16 protein-coding genes and 1 pseudogene are annotated in these 16,881 nt (G+C 52.8%); 10 read left to right on the forward strand and 7 right to left on the reverse strand.

Going from position 1 to position 16,881, the window contains the following annotated elements; translation table 11 throughout:
* Positions 1-120: 120 nt before the first annotated feature.
* The 5 genes from HP572_RS09985 (at position 121) to HP572_RS10005 (ending at position 4,710) form a co-directional block, all read left to right on the forward strand.
* Positions 121-2,472 carry a hemagglutinin repeat-containing protein gene (locus HP572_RS09985; RefSeq protein WP_240585735.1) on the forward strand — a complete coding sequence of 784 codons (2,352 nt, stop codon included), beginning with the start codon at positions 121-123 and terminating at the stop codon, positions 2,470-2,472.
* A 3-nt stretch (positions 2,473-2,475) separates the two neighbouring features.
* On the forward strand, positions 2,476-2,733 hold the full coding sequence (locus HP572_RS09990; RefSeq protein ID WP_240585516.1) for a hypothetical protein: 258 nt from the start codon (positions 2,476-2,478) through the stop codon (positions 2,731-2,733).
* Positions 2,730-3,278, forward strand: a complete 549-nt coding sequence (locus tag HP572_RS09995; protein ID WP_240585517.1) for a hypothetical protein — start codon at positions 2,730-2,732, stop codon at positions 3,276-3,278. The genes HP572_RS09990 and HP572_RS09995 overlap by 4 nt, the downstream gene beginning before the upstream one ends.
* A 28-nt stretch (positions 3,279-3,306) precedes the next feature.
* Entirely contained in the window at positions 3,307-3,912 is a 606-nt protein-coding gene (locus HP572_RS10000) for a hypothetical protein (RefSeq protein ID WP_240585518.1), read from the forward strand.
* 243 nt (positions 3,913-4,155) lie between these two features.
* A complete protein-coding gene (locus HP572_RS10005) occupies positions 4,156-4,710 on the forward strand; it encodes a hypothetical protein (protein WP_240585519.1) in 555 nt (184 codons plus the stop codon).
* Between the two features lie 92 nt (positions 4,711-4,802).
* On the opposite strand, the gene pspC is transcribed toward HP572_RS10005, so the two are convergent.
* The 3 genes from pspC to pspA form a co-directional block, all read right to left on the reverse strand.
* Positions 4,803-5,168, reverse strand: a complete 366-nt coding sequence (gene pspC, locus HP572_RS10010) for an envelope stress response membrane protein PspC (protein WP_015840550.1) — start codon at positions 5,166-5,168, stop codon at positions 4,803-4,805.
* Positions 5,168-5,392, reverse strand: a complete 225-nt coding sequence (gene pspB, locus HP572_RS10015) for an envelope stress response membrane protein PspB (protein ID WP_010276759.1) — start codon at positions 5,390-5,392, stop codon at positions 5,168-5,170. The genes pspC and pspB overlap by 1 nt, the downstream gene beginning before the upstream one ends.
* A gap of 80 nt (positions 5,393-5,472) precedes the next feature.
* On the reverse strand, positions 5,473-6,138 hold the full coding sequence (gene pspA, locus HP572_RS10020; RefSeq protein ID WP_010295838.1) for a phage shock protein PspA: 666 nt from the start codon (positions 6,136-6,138) through the stop codon (positions 5,473-5,475).
* 225 nt (positions 6,139-6,363) lie between these two features.
* On the opposite strand from pspA, the gene pspF reads away from it, so the two are divergent.
* Positions 6,364-7,353, forward strand: coding sequence for a phage shock protein operon transcriptional activator (gene pspF, locus HP572_RS10025; protein WP_240585520.1), 990 nt, complete (start codon positions 6,364-6,366; stop codon positions 7,351-7,353).
* Positions 7,354-7,424: 71 nt separating this feature from the next.
* Here the strand turns inward: pspF and HP572_RS10030 are convergent, their stop codons facing one another.
* A complete protein-coding gene (locus HP572_RS10030; RefSeq protein WP_240585521.1) occupies positions 7,425-8,954 on the reverse strand; it encodes a cellulase family glycosylhydrolase in 1,530 nt (509 codons plus the stop codon).
* A 294-nt stretch (positions 8,955-9,248) separates the two neighbouring features.
* A pseudogene (locus HP572_RS10035) lies at positions 9,249-10,929 on the reverse strand (2-isopropylmalate synthase).
* A 276-nt stretch (positions 10,930-11,205) separates the two neighbouring features.
* Between HP572_RS10035 and HP572_RS10040 the strand changes: the two are divergent.
* Positions 11,206-12,015, forward strand: coding sequence for a helix-turn-helix transcriptional regulator (locus HP572_RS10040; protein ID WP_240585522.1), 810 nt, complete (start codon positions 11,206-11,208; stop codon positions 12,013-12,015).
* A gap of 240 nt (positions 12,016-12,255) precedes the next feature.
* On the opposite strand, the gene HP572_RS10045 is transcribed toward HP572_RS10040, so the two are convergent.
* Both HP572_RS10045 and HP572_RS10050 read right to left on the reverse strand, forming a co-directional pair.
* The gene (locus tag HP572_RS10045) at positions 12,256-12,744 is read right to left on the reverse strand and encodes an RES family NAD+ phosphorylase (RefSeq protein WP_240585523.1); all 489 of its coding nucleotides are present in this window, start codon (positions 12,742-12,744) and stop codon (positions 12,256-12,258) included.
* Entirely contained in the window at positions 12,741-13,181 is a 441-nt protein-coding gene (locus HP572_RS10050) for an antitoxin Xre/MbcA/ParS toxin-binding domain-containing protein (RefSeq protein ID WP_010276743.1), read from the reverse strand. The genes HP572_RS10045 and HP572_RS10050 overlap by 4 nt, the downstream gene beginning before the upstream one ends.
* Before the next feature lie 171 nt (positions 13,182-13,352).
* On the opposite strand from HP572_RS10050, the gene sapA reads away from it, so the two are divergent.
* The 3 genes from sapA to sapC are packed head-to-tail and all read left to right on the forward strand — an operon-like array spanning position 13,353 to position 16,880.
* Entirely contained in the window at positions 13,353-15,041 is a 1,689-nt protein-coding gene (sapA, locus tag HP572_RS10055; protein ID WP_240585524.1) for an ABC transporter substrate-binding protein SapA, read from the forward strand.
* The gene (sapB, locus tag HP572_RS10060; RefSeq protein WP_014915699.1) at positions 15,038-16,003 is read left to right on the forward strand and encodes a putrescine export ABC transporter permease SapB; all 966 of its coding nucleotides are present in this window, start codon (positions 15,038-15,040) and stop codon (positions 16,001-16,003) included. Before sapA ends, sapB begins: the two co-directional genes overlap by 4 nt.
* A complete protein-coding gene (gene sapC, locus HP572_RS10065) occupies positions 15,990-16,880 on the forward strand; it encodes a putrescine export ABC transporter permease SapC (protein WP_240585525.1) in 891 nt (296 codons plus the stop codon). Before sapB ends, sapC begins: the two co-directional genes overlap by 14 nt.
* Position 16,881 lies beyond the last annotated feature (1 nt).

The raw sequence follows: 16,881 nt of genomic DNA on the forward strand, positions 1-16,881 counted from the left end.
GCCGTATGGCATCGCTGCAGAAGCTGAAATCCGGTCTGGCAGGCGTGCAGGCTGCTCAGGCGGCGGTACTGGCGTCGCCAGAACACCACCGACCAGAACGCCATTGGTGTCAGCCTGTCGCTGAGTACTTCGAAGTCGAAGAGCGAGAGCCACAGCGAAGCGGTCAACGCCTCCGGCAGCACCGTGCAGGCGGGCAACAATATCAACCTGGTGGCGACCGGTTCAGAGAATGGCAACGATGGCGATCTGACCATCGGCGGCAGTCAGCTGAAAGCGGGCAACGATGTGTTGCTGTCGGCAAACCGCGATATCAACCTGCTGTCAGCGCAGAATACTCAGCTGCAGACCGGCAAAAACAGCAACAGCGGTGGCGGCATCGGCGTCAGCATCGGTGCGGGCCAAGGCGGTGCAGGAATCAGTGTGTTTGCCAATGCCAGTAAAGGTTCCGGTAATGAGAATGGTGATGGCCTGACACATACAGAAACCACCGTCGACGCCGGTAATAAGCTGACGGTCAACAGCGGGCGTGACACTACCCTGCGCGGCGCACAGCTGAGTGCCGATCAGGTCGTCGCCAATGTCGGCCGTAACCTGACGCTGCAGAGTGAGCAGGACGTTAATAACTACGACTCGAAGCAAAAGAACAGCTCAGCAGGTGCCAGCTTTACCTTTGGCAGCATGACTGGCAGCGTCAGCGCCAGCGTGGCGAAGGACAAAATCCACAGCACCTATAACAGTGTGCAGGAACAAACCGGCATCTTCGCGGGTGACGGCGGCTTCGATATCACTGTCGGTAACCACACGCAGTTGGATGGTGCCGTGATTGGCAGCACCGCCGGCGAAGATAAAAACCGTCTCAGTACTGGCACGCTGGGCTTCAGCAATATCAACAACAGTGCAGAGTTTGAGGTGTCACACAGCAGCGTCGGCATCAGCACTGGCGGGCTGGGCGCACAGGATCTGCTGAAAAACGCCGTACAAAATCTGGCGGCCAATGGCCTGGGAGCGGGTGGCAGCGATGGGAATGCTTCCGGTACGACTTATGCTGCCGTTTCTCCAGGATCGCTGATTATCCGTGATCAGGCGAACCAGCAGCAGGATGTCAGCGAGCTGAGCCGCGATGTCGAGCACGCTAACCAAAGTATCAGCCCAATCTTCGATAAAGCGAAGGAACAGCAGCGTCTGAGCCGATTGCGATTGATTGGTGATATAGCGAACCAGGCTGTCGATATTACCCTGACTCAAGGCCAGATTCAGGCGAACAATGCGGGAATTAAAGAAGCTGGGGAGTGGGATGGTAAAGAAAAGCGTGATGTTTACTGGAATCGAGTCAAAAACACAGAAGCTTATAAAAGCGTGAGTGACCAGTATAAGGCAGGGGGTGATCTTGACCGTGGAGTTCGAGCTGCTGCGGCTGCAATTACTGCTCTGGCTGGTGGAGACCCAGCGAAAGCGCTGGCCGCCGGAGCTGCGCCTTATATGGCTGGAGTAGTAAAAGGCATGACAGTAGGTTTTGATGAAGACCCTACTGCTGGTCAAATTGCGGCAAATGCCATTGGACATGCTGTATTAGGTGGTGTGGTTGCGGAATTGTCAGGAACAAATGCTGCAGCAGGCGCCATAGGCGCGGCGAGTGGAGAACTCGCTGCACGTGCTATTCGTGAATATTTATACCCTGGTATTAAAACGGAAGATCTCAAACCAGAAGAGCGCACTAAGATTAGCAATCTGGCATCACTGGCAGGAGCCCTTGCTGGCGGGCTCAGCACGGATACTTCTTCTGGTGTTATCACTGCACATGATTCCAGTAAAAATGCAGTGGACAACAATGATTTGTTAAGCCCTGGTATGATGTCCTGGGGTTCTGGTGCGGTGTCACTCGCCAAATATGAAATTGAGCAGGGTAAAACACCTGAGCAGGTCAGTGAATCATTACGCATCTACAACAGAGGCACCCTTTCCGAGAATCAGGATCCGGTAAGAGGATTATTGCAAGCCTGGGGCTTCTTTATGGTTAATGCCCTGACACTCGGTGGAGGTAGTACAGTGACGGGTGGAGCAATCACAGTCAATGGAATCATCGGTGGTGCAGCCAATATTAATAACCAGGTAATAACGATGAAACCGGGTGAAAAAATAAGTTACACCGATGCTTTAATTGCTACAGGCGTCAGCGCCGTCACCACTGGGAAGAGCTTCTTGGCAACCCAGGTTTGGGGGATGAGCGGAGCCTATGTTGGCAGTAAAATTAAGGGTGATCAAGATTCTACTGGGGCAGTTACTGGCGCGGGTGTCGGTAACGTTGCCGGTGCCACTACGTCGACCATTATCAGTGGCGCAGCGGGTACGAAATTGCCGAAACCTGCAGCGGATATGCTGGGAAGTACTTTTGGAGCCGCTGTTTCTGAGGGGACCGGGACGGTAATCCAGAAAGCAATTGATAAGAAACCACAGGATCAACAAGGAAAATGAGCCGTGAGTACAAAAAAACCTGGCTTTAGTACGCTTTTATTTTTGATGGGAGGCTGCTTCCTGGCGCTCTCCTGCACGGTGGCACTTGTCTATTTTGGGGTATGGCTCTACTACCAGTTTATCCTGCAAATGCCATCAGGTATGCAGTGGCAGCCATTACTGGCTCAGGCTCTGCGAATTGGCATCGCTTCAGGGCCAGTGATTGGTCTGGGTGTCTGGATACATATGCGCATGGAATACAGTAAAGGAGATAAACGGTGAAACGGTTGCTGCGTTCTGCGAACGCAGCGGTCATTCTGATCGCTGCAGGCTGTGCCTTTATTCCAGACCATACTTTTTTCGTTCCCCCACCTCAAAGTGCTCATGCTCCATGGCTGAGAATTGTCGATAACACTGAACAAACCAGCCTTTATCAAATGGTCAATGGTGAGAGCAAAGGTGGCCTGATACGATCCAGTGAGTGGGTATTACAGAATACAGTGGATCGGGGGATGCCAAAAGTTGCCGGAGAGAAATACAATATTGACTACTACGAAACGCAACTCATTGCAGGTGCAGAAACCGAAGTAGTCAATGTTTACGTTGAAGGTAAGCATACCTGCCTTGTGGATACCTATTTCACGCCGGAAGAAGGGAAGTTTTATCAGTTCCAACTGGAAGCCGATACATTGCGGTTCCGCTGTCGCGTTCATGCCAGTGAAATCGTGAAAGACAGTAATGGTATGTGGCAGTTGAAACCATTAAATACGGTACGCTACACAGCTAAAGCAGGCAGTGGCTGGCACCCGATGCACAGTGGCATTTAATTTTTAAATATCAAACAGATAAATCAGCATGGTTGTACTGGATAAAAACTGGGTGCCTGAATTTGGCACCATGTTCACTTGGTTTGCGATGGACAAACACAGCAGAATCGCCGTTATGGTAAATAACTGCTTTGGCAATTTACCTGATGCCCTTCTCGCAATCGCTGATGCAGAATCATTACTCGACCAGTTGAACGAATTTTTATGGGAAGAATCGGAACAATTTAACGTCTATCCTGAGAATAAGTGCGGTCAGACTGTGTCAGATCTCTATTCCGGCTTAAGATTTAGCCATATGGCTAGCAGAGCAGAATTTGATCAATGGCTAAAAGAACGATCTGGTCATGAGCAAAAAATCGGGGAATATAATGTCCCCTCAGTAAAGGGATTTTTTGTCTATCATGGGATTGAGGGAAGTTTTGAAGGCGAAGATTATCTTGTTGGCTATGAAGGTAACACGAAAATGGGTGATTACTTCCGCTTCTTAACACCTACGGTTTATGGTTCGATAGCCGATTTTCCCAGCGAGCTACATCATGGCATTGCAGTATCAGATGTAGTCGATTTCACAACGGATCGACTATTTGATAACGCAAAAATCAACGACTATTTCCCCAGAATGTATAGTGAATAATCGTATATACCCTAAATAATTCGAGTTTCAGGAAGGCGGCAAGTGAAGGAATCCCGATGAGCTTACTCAGGTAAGTGATTCGGGTGACCGAACGTAGCCAACGCACATGCAACTTGAGTATGACGGGTATAGCCTCAGCGTAATGCTGAGGCTTATTTTTACTCTGGTTGAATAAAACATTTAGACATTACTCCCCCCCTTTCACTAGATGATTTGAATAGTCCAGTAATCGAGGAAATGAACGTGAAATTTTTACGGCTAACCAACCTTGCTGCGATAGCGACTTTAGCTTCAGGCTGCTCCATCATGCCGAATAATTCCTTTTTTACCCCACCAACTGAAACCAATGACTCCCCGTGGGTACGTATCGTAGATAACACAGAACAGACGAGTATTTACCAGACGTTAAACGGCAAACGCACTGGCGGTCTTATTCGTTCCAGTGAATGGGTTCTACAGAACACCCAGGATCGCGGAATGCCAAAAGTATATGGAGAGAAATACAATATTGACTACTACGAAACACCATTAGTGCCTGATGTTGAAACAGCGATTATCAACGTTTATGTTGAAAGCAAATACTCATGCCTTATTACCACTCGCTTTGTTCCGGAAAAAGGCAAAAAATATCAGTTCCAGTTGGAAGCCGATACATTGCACTACCAGTGCCGCGTACAGGCTAGCGAGATGGTGAAGGACAATCATGGTCAGTGGAAACTTGTCCCGCTACAGAATGTTCGCTACAGCGCGAAAGAAGGAAATGGCTGGCATCCGATGCACAGTGGGGCCGGATCATAGAGATTGCAGCGAAAAAGCAGCGCGACATTATCCACTCTCGACTCAAGTCGTACGGTGGATAATGTCAGCGAAAGAGTATAACCGATGACAAATTACAGGTGACGAAAGCGGTTCTGAACGCCAAACGTATCCGAGGTGACATAGCGTTCAATGCTACGCAGGCGCTGTTCGCTGGCCTGCAAGGTCGCATCCGCCTCATTCAGCAGTTGGCTGGGTGTCCGAGCCGTCTTTTCATCCTCAAATCCCATTCCCGCCGGAGCCGGATCGAGCATAAAGGTCAGAATGATGTACGCCACGATAGTGAAAAAGAACAGGCCGAAAAACATCGACAGCACCACGATTATCCGCAGGAGCTTCACCGGCACGTCAAAATAACGCGCTAAACCAGCACAAACCCCTTTCAGCATGCCTTCTTCCGGTATGCGATATAACGTTTTACCTGACCACGTATTTTTCATTACGATTTTCTCCAGTCCGGGTGTTCTGCATCCAGAATATCTTCCAGTGCCCTGATACGCTCACGCATACGGTTGGACTCTTCCGTTAAACGTGTCAGACGTTGCATATCGTTTTGTCCCAGTTGAGCACTGTTTTTACGCTGACTGTAATGTAGCCAAAGCCATATCGGTGCCACAAACAACATGAAAATGGTCAGCGGAATGGCAAGAAACAACGCACTCATTGTGTCTCCTTAGTTATTATTCACACGCCGGTGGCTGCCGTTTTCTAACGACAGCCCATCCGATGGCGTTTACGCTCTTATTACTCTGCTGGCTTAACTTTAGCCTTAAGTGCCGCCAGCTGCGCGCTGATTTCATCGTCCGCTTTCAGTTCGGCAAACTGCTGATCCAGCGATTTTTGTTTGCCCAATCCGTGGCTTTCAGCTTCCGCTTCCATCGTATCAATACGGCGTTCGAACTGATCAAAACGCGCCATCGCTTCATCCAGCTTACCGCTGTCCAACTGGCGACGCACGTCACGCGACGATGCTGCAGCCTGGTGGCGTAACGTCAGCGCCTGCTGGCGAGCGCGGGTTTCGCTCAATTTATTTTCCAGCTCGCCGATTTCACGCTTCATGCGCTCCAGCGTTTCATCCACGCTTTCGGCTTCATGCTGTAATACCGCGATCAGGTCGGTCAGCTTCTGCTTTTCAATCAGCGCCGCACGGGCCAGATCGTCTTTATCTTTACGCAGCGCCAGCTCGGCTTTTTCCTGCCACTGCTCCTGCTGACCGTGCGCTTGTTCAATACGACGGGCAATCTGTTTCTTTTCTGCCAGCGCCCGCGCCGAGGTTGAACGTACTTCAACCAGCGTATCTTCCATTTCCTGAATCATCAGCCGCACCAATTTCTGCGGATCTTCAGCTTTATCCAGCAATGAATTGATATTGGCGTTCACGATGTCGGCAAAACGAGAAAAAATACCCATAATTACATCCTCTTCATGATTTCCAGCGTCTGATTACGCCTGATTTATCACCGTGACCAGCCGAGCCAGTCGCGATCTCCCTATAGGTATATCAATAAGCATGCCAACTTTTAATTCAATTTAACTAACTGAAAAATAAAGAATAGATAATTTTGACTATTTTCCCTATTCCGTTAGATTAGTCAAATACACTAACAGTTAGTAAAAATAACACGGTGAAACATCATGCTTCAGGAAAAAGAGAACCTGCTGGGCGAAGCCAACAGCTTTCTGGAGGTACTGGAACAGGTGTCGCAGTTGGCACAGTTGAATAAACCCGTGCTGGTGATTGGCGAACGCGGTACCGGTAAAGAGCTGATCGCCAGCCGCCTGCATTACCTTTCCCCGCGTTGGCAAGGGCCGTTCGTTTCTCTCAACTGTGCGGCGCTCAACGAGAATCTGCTCGACTCCGAGCTATTTGGTCATGAAGCCGGTGCTTTTACCGGGGCGCAAAAACGCCATCTGGGACGCTTCGAACGCGCCGACGGCGGAACGCTGTTTTTGGATGAGCTGGCTACCGCGCCGATGCTGGTGCAAGAGAAATTACTGCGGGTGATCGAATACGGCATGCTGGAGCGCGTCGGCGGCAGAGATCAGCTACAGGTTGATGTACGTCTGGTGTGTGCGACTAACGACGATCTGCCAGCGCTTGCCGCTAGCGGTAAATTCCGTGCGGATCTGCTCGACCGCCTGGCCTTTGACGTTGTGCAACTCCCGCCGCTGCGTGAACGGCAACAAGACATCATGCTGCTGGCGGATAACTTTGCGATTCAGATGTGCCGCGAGTTGCATCTGCCGCTGTTTCCCGGTTTTACGGCCGCCGCGCGCGAGACGCTGCTGAATTACGACTGGCCGGGCAATATTCGTGAGCTAAAAAACGTGGTTGAACGTTCGGTGTACCGCCACGGCAACAGCGAACAGCCTCTTGATGCCATCATTCTGAATCCCTTCCGCCGCACCCCCGCCGTTCAGGAAACGCCGCTACGTGCAGCAATCAATCAGCCGGATTTACCGCTGGAGATGAAACCGTGGCTGCTGGAACAGGAGAAAGGCTTGATCGATCGGGCATTGAATCAGGCAAAGTTTAACCAGCGCAAAGCCGCTGAGCTGCTGGGATTAACCTATCACCAACTGCGTGGATTGTTGAAGAAACACGATATTGCGGTAAATGAGTGACGATCTGGAAAGAAAATGCGGGCGAATTAACGCCCGCAGAGTAAATGGATTAGTGGGTTAACAGCACGCGATTACGGCTCCACACCCCATACCAACGTGCCTTTATCGTGCACGGTGATCTTATCCCAGTTGGCGTAGCTCGTGACATTAGCACCGTATGAATAGTCATTCGTTTCATTCACGTTGCTCCAGTCACCAGCGTGGATACGCACCTGCACTTCACCGGTTTCTGCACCTGGCTGGAGGGTACCAGCGCCGCTGCTGAAGGTCACCAGAACGTAGCGGTTGGCTTTATCGGTGCTGGCGGCTGGCGTTCCTGTGCTGGTCACGATGTTGTTAGGGCCAACGTTCGCCCAGTCAACAAAGAGGTTCGCGCCGGGTTTGCCATCATCGTGGAAGTAGTAACGCACTTGCAGATCGCTCAGTTTGATCGGCGTACTTCCGGTATTTTTGATGTTGACGGCCATACGAATCGCATCATCGGAAGGGTTGTTATCCACATTACGATATTGCAGCACGACGTCACCCGTTGTTCCGTTACCTGGGTTGGTCGGTTCCGTTGGCGGAGTCGGTGTATCGCCACCGTTATCGCCATTGCTCAGATCCGCACCTGCGCGAATCTGCTCTCTGACAAATTTGCCTGACGTCGACAGATTCTGCTCCGTCCAACCACCTGATTTACTCGCTCCCGGTGCCAGCGCGGCGGATGCCTCGGCTTTGTCGGTAAGCGACCAGTTCACCCAGCTTACGCCGCGGTTATTCAGGAAATCGATCCAGGTCTGCGATTCTGGCAGGAACGGTCCACCGTTGCCGGACGCATCGCTGGTGCCCCACTCGCTGACGAAAATCGCCGCGCCACGGCTTTGTGCATAGTCAATGCGGTCGCGCAGGAACTGCCCGTGCGTACCCGCATAAAAATGCAGCGCGTACATCGTATTCGGATCGGGCAGCTGATTATCCGCTGCGTCGTGGATATCCTGACTCCAGGTACCCGTACCGACGATAATCAGATTATCGGGATCTTTGCTACGGATGGTGTCAGTCACTTCCAGCGCATAAGGTCGAATCTGCCCGTTCCATGTCACGCCACCGTTTGGCTCATTGGCGATTTCATAAATCACGTTCGGTGAGCTGCCATACAGCCCAGCCATTTCGGCAAAGAAGGTTTTTGCCTGTGCTTTATAAATATTAGGATCGTTATCCGACAGGATATGCCAGTCGATGATGATGTAAACGCCGAGGCTTTGCGCCGCCGCAACGGCCTCTTTTACCTTATTGGCGAGTGAGGGATTAGAAATATAGCCATCTGCTGCCGTGTACATGGCGACGCGGAATACGTTAATTCCCCAGTCATCACGCAGCCACTTCATCGAGTCTTTGTTGACATAGTCGCCAAACCACTGCAAACCGTGTGAACTGACCCCTCTCAACTGCACCCTTTTCCCCTGTTCATCCACCAGTCGTCCATTTTCGATGGACAGCTGACCATGTGTTTCTACCGGCGTGGCGGATAATGCTGAAAAGCTGAGTGACATCCCCAGTGCCGCTGTTACCACCCCTAACGTCAATTTCCTGACGATTTTATTCCTTCTCATCCACATATTCCTTATCTCCATTGTGAGCACCCATGATCTTGGGTACACGCATGATAAGGGAGATTTTTGTTCCCGCAAACAATTTAGGAAATATCCCAACCATATTGATTTTATTAATTATTTATAGAGAAATAGTAAGCAAGTAATGTTGTTGCCGTTGCCAAAGAGTCGGAGCCCGTTTTCATCCTCCTCCGTGGCCTCATATCCGAACCTGAATGCAGAACGCGCGGCCTTGAGCTCGCGCGTCCAGAAAGATAACGTGCTTACCATCCTGATTCAGTCACGTGGCCTTAGCGCGTTTTATCTCCCAGCGATATCCCCGACCGCCGGAAATCTAGCTGCGGCGCTCAGTACCGCCAGTACCGAAGCCGTGACGATGTTCGGATGTCGCCCAACACCGAAACGCGATCCCGGGACACCGGGCCATGCGGCTTCCACAATGGCTAACGCAACGGCATCCGCCCCAGCGCCCAGACTGCGCTCCTCATAGCTGTCGATACGCAGCGGTAACCCCAGCGCATCCACAGCAGCGGAGATCGGGCCATTCCCCTTTCCGCGGTAGTTTTGTGGCAAGCCATTGACATCAGTGAGTTCCAAATCAATGGCCTGCCCCTCGGGGTGGTCTGACAGATGATGAGCACGGTAGATAAAACCCGGTTGCTCAAGAACCGGAGAGAGGTAAGTCTGTTGGAAAATGTCCCAGATTTTCTCGCTGCTCAGTTCGGTTTCACTGGTTTCCGCCAGTGCCTGAACGATAGCGCTGAACTCCACTTGCATACGACGTGGCATGACAATGCCATGATCGCGTTGCAGCAGAAAAGCGATACCGCCCTTACCAGACTGGCTGTTAACACGCACGATACTGTCATAGGTGCGACCCAGATCCTGAGGATCGATAGGCAAGTAGGGTACGCGCCACGGCGCGTCTGAATGCTGTGCGGCAAACCCCTTGGCGATAGCGTCCTGATGCGAGCCGGAAAATGCCGTGAAAACAAGGTCACCGACATAGGGATGACGCGGATGGATAGGCAGCGCGGTACAATCTTCAGCCACGCGAGCCACAGCAGCGATATCAGAGAAATCCAGACCGGGTGAGATGCCCTGAGTGTACAAATTTAACGCCATCGTGCACGACATCAAGATTTCCGCTGCGCTCGCCATTTGCAAACAGGCAACCTTCGACCCGCTGAGCACCGGCCAGCAAAGCCAGTTCCGCACAGGCGATGCCGGTGCCGCGGTCATTGTGCGGATGAACGGAGAGCACGATGTGCTCGCGCCGCTCCAGACGCTGGTGCATCCATTCGATCTGATCCGCGAAAACATTGGGCGTCGAGACTTCTACCGTTGTTGGCAGGTTGATGATCATCGGACGCTGCGGTCCCGCATCCCAGGCTCTGATGGCCGCGTTGCAGACCAGAAGGGAAACATCCAGTTCGGCCATGCAAAACGTTTCGGGTGAATACTGGAGAACCCATTCTGTTTGGGGATGCTCTGCCGTTAACTGTTTCAGCAACGCAATATGGTGCTCGACCATCTCGACGATCTGCGCCACGCTCATACCGAACACAATCTCACGCCAGGCAGGAGCGATGGCATTGTAAAAATGAACAATCACGCGTCGCGCGCCAGCCACACTGCGTACCGTTTCTTTCACCAGATCATCACGCAACTGCGTAATGACCATCGGGGTGACATCCTCGGGAATCAGGTCGGCATCAATTAAGTGGCGCACGATTTCAAAATCGGTGCGCGATGCAGAGGGAAATCCAACTTCAATCTCCTTAAAGCCGATGCGAACCAATTCCTGGAACAGATGCAGCTTACGTTCACGGTTCATGGGTTCGAAAAGCGCCTGATTGCCATCACGCAGATCCGTAGAAAGCCAGACAGGGGCGCACGTCAAAGTCCGCGATGGCCATTGGCGGTCGGCTAACTCAACAGAGGGAAAGGGGCGATATTTTTGAGACGGATCGGTCAACATAACAATCTCCAGGGAATCAATAGAACCTGATCCCCTGACTCAAGAAAAGCTGACAGTCGTTGGGGTCAGGAAGAAGCAGGATGGTGCATGATGCAAACGCATGCATACCGACCCCGACCGAGAGACAATCGTCGTAACGAACATGAATAATGGCTGGACGGCAGCATGTACGAGAGGCTCAAGGTTGTCATTACGCGTCCATATTAGGTTTGCACAATTCGTCCATCTACATGAAAATAGACATTCAATTGTTTGTTTTGGACAAAGTGAATCGATATGGGTTTTTCTTCCCCTGGAGACGGTGGACACGCGCTTGACTTAAACGCAGCCGAAGCCTCAGAGCAACCTGTCACGGGTGTCGCCATTCATTACCCGCAGGGGCATGTGGTTCCTATGCACCACCATCGCAGAGGCCATCTTATTTATGCAGACAGTGGACTTGTGCAGGTGGAAGCGCCAACCGGACAATGGCTGGTCCCGCCAACATCTGCAGTATGGTTACGTCCAGGCGTTCCCCATCGCCTGATTATTCCGGTCGCTTCACAGGCAAATGGCATCTTCGTACGCGAGGATATGTGCACGAAACTGCCCACCGCAGACTGTGTCGTGCGCGTGTCTGGGTTGGCAAGAGAATTGATATCCAGACTCACCGATGCCGACAGCCACGACAGCACGCCGCGCTATACGCAACTGCTAGGGGAATTATTAATTGAGGAACTGCGCACAACGCCGCATCTCCCTTTTCATCTGCCCTGGCCGCAGGACATGCAGATACAGACGGTTTGCCAGACACTCATGCGCGATCCAGGTGATATCGCGACAGCAGATGACTGGGCTGGAAAGTTGGCGATTAGCGGAAAAACCTTTCATCGCCGCTTTCTGAAAAGCACAGGGATGACGTTCGGCAAGTGGCGTCAACAGCTGCGCCTGATGTCATCATTAACCCTGCTGGTGCAAGGCGCCCCCATCACACAGGTCGCGCTGAGCAGCGGTTATGACAGTCACAGTGCCTATACAACGGCATTCAGAAAACAGTTCGGGCAGTCACCCTCGGCATTTATGGGTGACAGACGGCGAAACACATAACGCCGTCGCAGGAAGGATTAGGAACAAAAAAAAGCCAGCACGTCGGCTGGCTAAAATAATACTGGAAGCAATGTGAGCAATGTCGTGCTCTCCTTCAGTGCCTGCGAGAAGCCACCGTCGAAGTGCGAAAATGATGATAATAGTTATCAGTATCATCTGTAAAGCACTTTGTTGAGAATTTTTCTCATTACCATACTGACTATAGGGTTCCTGCCAGCCTCATCGCCGTCGATTACAGGTTTAGTGCCCTATCGGGTTAAACAGCCGATGACTGTAGAAATCCGGGATCGCCTCAATCAGGCGTAGCTGGCTTAACGCGGGATGTAGCGGATTAATCAACGCATTACGCATGCTGCCAAATGGCTTAACCGCGCTGGTCGGTACCCAAATTACCAGCGATTGCCCGGAATTCAGGCAGCGCGATCCCAGTGCCTGCACGTCCGGCATAAAGGGATAGCGATGCCAGTCTTCAGGCAGCATGTCCAGCGTAATGGATTCTTGTGGGACATCGTCCGGCAGTTCATACACGCCCAAACGATAGCTGGCGGGCAGCAATTGCGGTGAAGGAAGATAATTCCCCATTTCCAGCATCGCGACGGCGGGCGTTTCACTGAAATATAGCACCGGCGTGTTGGGCTGATTGAAACGCGCACCGTGCTGGAAACTTACGCCCGTTTGTCCTGAAAACGCCTCCAGCCAGACCGCTTTAGTAATGCGGTAAAGCCTCATATAAATTCGCCGTATTCAATACGATTCAGCGCGTTATCAACCAGTTGGCGTCCTTTGTGCGTATCCAGCATTTCCGCCGGCGTTTTCCCGCCAAAGGCCGGAATGCCGCTCTCCATCCACAGCTGCGCCTTCGCTTCATCTTCAAACGTCGTCATGGCTTTCAGCCACAGGCGGAACGTCTCCAGCGCGGCCTCCCCCTGCTCCAGCGTTAAATGCTTACGGCGGAATAAACGAGAGATATTAGACGGGTCGACGGACAGCGCCGAGCCAATCAGCTTGCGGCTTAGCCCACTGGCATCCGCACCGCGTTTCAGCATCGCGCCGGAAATCCCACCGCGTACAACATTAACGAACATCAACGGGTCATGGAAAACACCATCAGGCAACTCGGCTTCACGAGCAAAGTTTTCAACTTTAAGACTGATTTCTGCATTCATAGTTATTTCCTCGTCATTATGACTTAACTATAGCATTCATTATGACGTTTTCAATCATTCGTCTGGTGGCTCAAACGGTTGGAAAGTCGCCAGACGCGCATAACAAGAGTGGGGAGGATGCCAAGAGTGCGATACACTCTGTATATAACCGTCTTGACTGAAAAATCCCGTATGTTCGGAAAAACCTGTTTCGCACTGGCACTCACCTGGCTGGCTTTGCCTGCACTGGCCGCCCCATCGTCCGTGCTAACGCCGCCTGCTCCGCTGGAAAATATTCGCCAGAGCGGTTTTGTCTATTGCGTCAATGATGTCCTGAACACGTTTAACCCGCAGATGGCGCGCAGCGGCGTCACGATTGATACGCTGGCGGCGCAGCTTTACGATCGCCTGCTGGATGTCGATCCTTACACCTATCGTCTGATGCCAGAGCTGGCTCAGCGCTGGGAAGTCTTGGACAACGGTTCGACATACCGTTTCTACCTGCGCCGCGATGTGCCATTTCAGCACACCGCCTGGTTCAACCCAACCCGCAATATGAACGCCGACGACGTGATATTCAGCTTCCAGCGCATGCTGGACGAAAAACATCCGTATCATGATGTCAACGGCGGTGAATATCCCTATTTCGACAGCCTGCAATTCGCCGATTCGGTGCAAAGCATCCGCAAGCTAGGCGAATACAGCATTGAGATCCGGCTAAACAGCCCGGACGCCTCTTTTCTCTGGCATCTGGCCACGCACTACGCGCCGATTCTGTCCGCGGAATACGCGCAGCGTCTGGCGAAAGAGGACAAAAAGGAGCTGTTGGATCGCGAACCGGTCGGCACCGGCCCTTATCTGCTCGATGAATACCGCAACGGGCAATATATCCGACTGACGCGCAACGGCGATTATTGGCGCGGCCTGCCACGCATGCGGCAGGTGGTTGTCGATCTCGGCTCCGGCGGGACGGGTCGCTTATCCAAGCTGCTGACCGGTGAATGTGATGTCCTCGCCTATCCAGCAGCCAGCCAGTTGACGATTCTGCGTAACGATCCGCGTCTGCGCCTCTCGCTGCGTCCCGGTATGAACGTCGCCTATCTGGCCTTCAACGTGCGTAAACCGCCGTTGGACGACCGCCGCGTGCGGGAAGCCATCGCGCTGGCGATCAATAACGACAGGCTGATGCAGTCGATCTATTACGGCACAGCAGAAACGGCGGCGTCTATTCTGCCCCGCGCGTCGTGGGCGTACGACAATGAATCGCAGATTACGGAATATAACCCGCAGAAAGCGCGACAAATCTTGCAGGAACTTGGGCTGACGAACCTGAACCTGCGCCTGTGGGTGCCCAGCGCGTCACAGTCCTACAACCCCAGCCCGTTGAAAACGGCAGAGCTGATACAGGCCGATCTGGCGCAAATTGGCGTCACCGTGACCATCGTTCCGGTGGAAGGCCGTTTTCAGGAAGCGCGGCTGATGGAGCTTAGCCACGATTTAACGCTGGCAGGCTGGGCGACGGACAGTAACGACCCGGACAGCTTTTTCCGACCGCTGTTAAGCTGCGCGGCGATTCGCTCTCAGAGCAACTACGCACATTGGTGCGATCCCACTTTTGATGAAGTGCTGCAAAACGCGCTCTCGTCACAACAGCTTTCTAAGCGGATTGACTATTATCAGCAGGCACAGCGCATTCTGGCGGAACAGTTACCCGTTTTGCCGCTGGCGTCTTCATTACGACTGCTGGCCTACCGCTATGACATGAAAGGGCTGGTATTGAGTCCCTTCGGCAATGCCTCGTTCGCGGGCGTCTTCCGCGAGGATCAACAGGCGCAGCAGAAGCCTTCTGCACCGGAAACCGTGGAGGAAGCACAGCCGTGATTATCTTTACCTTGCGACGTCTGGTGTTATTGATAGTGACCTTGTCACTGCTGACGCTGGTTGGCTTTAGCCTCAGTTACTACACGCCCAACGCTCCACTCAACGGCGCAGCGCTGTTTGATGCCTACCACTTTTACCTCACCAGCCTGCTTCAGGGAGATTTCGGGCGCTCCAGCATTAACGGGCAGGCCATCAGCGAGCTGCTGAAAGAAGTGTTCCCGGCCACAATTGAGCTCTGTCTCTTGGCATTTGCGCTTTCGCTGCTGGTCGGTATTCCACTGGGGATTACCGCTGGCGTGATGCAGAACCGCGGCGCGGACATTGTGATCAGCACGCTAGCGCTCATCGGCTTTTCCCTGCCGGTATTCTGGCTGGCGCTACTGCTGACGCTATTCTTCTCGCTGCATCTCGGCTGGCTGCCGGTTTCAGGCCGTTTCGACCTGCTCTATCAGGTGAAAACCGTCACCGGATTTGCGCTGATTGATGCGTGGCTGTCAGATTCACCCCATCGCGGTGAAATGATCGTCAGCGCCATCCGCCACCTAATTTTACCGATTACCGTGCTGGCCGTCGGGCCGACCACCGAAGTGATCCGCCTGATGCGCGTCAGCACCACGGAAATTATCAGCAAAAACTACATAAAAGCGGCAGCGACTCGCGGACTGTCGCGTTTTACGATCATTCGCCGCCACCTGATTCACAACGCGCTGCCGCCGATTATTCCCAAACTGGGATTACAATTTTCCACGATGCTGACGCTGACGATGATTACCGAAGTGGTCTTTAACTGGCCGGGTATCGGTCGCTGGCTGGTGAACGCCATTCGTCAGCAGGACTTCGCTGCCATTTCTGCGGGCGTGATGGTGGTCGGCGCAATGGTCATCACGGTCAACATCCTGTCCGATATTTGGGGCGCCATGGCAAATCCGTTGAAACACAAGGAATGGTATGCCCTACGATAACGTTTATAGCGAAAAGCGGCTGCCTAACCGACTAGGCGATACCTGGCGGGCATTCCATCAGGACATGCTGGCGATGATCGGGCTATACGGCTTTCTGATCCTGATCGGCCTGTGCCTGTTCGGCAAATTTCTCGCACCTTATGAAGTTGACCAGCAATTTTTGGGCTACCAACTGCTGCCCCCTTCCTGGTCGCACTACGGTGAAGTCTCGTTCTTTCTCGGCACCGACGATTTAGGTCGCGACCAGCTAAGCCGCTTGCTGAGCGGTGCAGCGCCGACCGTCGGTGCCTCGCTCATCGTCACCTACGCGGCGGCGCTGTGCGGCATCGTACTGGGCGTCTTTGCGGGCGTCACGCGCGGACTGCGCTCTGCGATGCTCAACCATATTCTGGATACGCTGCTGTCCATTCCGTCGCTGCTGCTGGCGATTGTGGTGATCGCCTTTATCGGTCCCAAGCTCGAACACGCGATGCTCGCCGTTTGGCTGGCGCTGTTACCGCGCATGGTACGTACTATCTACAACGCCGTGCACGATGAAATGGATAAAGAGTACGTGATCGCCGCTCGTCTCGACGGCGCTTCCACGTTTTATCTGGTGTGGTACGTCGTGCTGCCAAACATCGCCGCGCTGCTGGTCTCCGAATTTACCCGCGCGCTGTCGATTGCCATTCTGGATATCGCCGCGCTGGGCTTTCTCGATTTGGGCGCGCAGCTGCCGACGACCGAATGGGGCGCCCTGCTTGGCAACTCGCTGGAACTGGTTTACGCCGCACCGTGGACCGTGATGCTGCCAGGCGCGGCTATCGCATTGAGCGTGTTAATCGTCAACCTGCTGGGCGACGGCATCCGCCGTGCGCTCGTCGCGGAAACGGAATAAG

This window comes from Pectobacterium sp. PL64 (assembly GCF_022477975.1).
GTDB classification, from domain to species: domain Bacteria; phylum Pseudomonadota; class Gammaproteobacteria; order Enterobacterales; family Enterobacteriaceae; genus Pectobacterium; species Pectobacterium jejuense.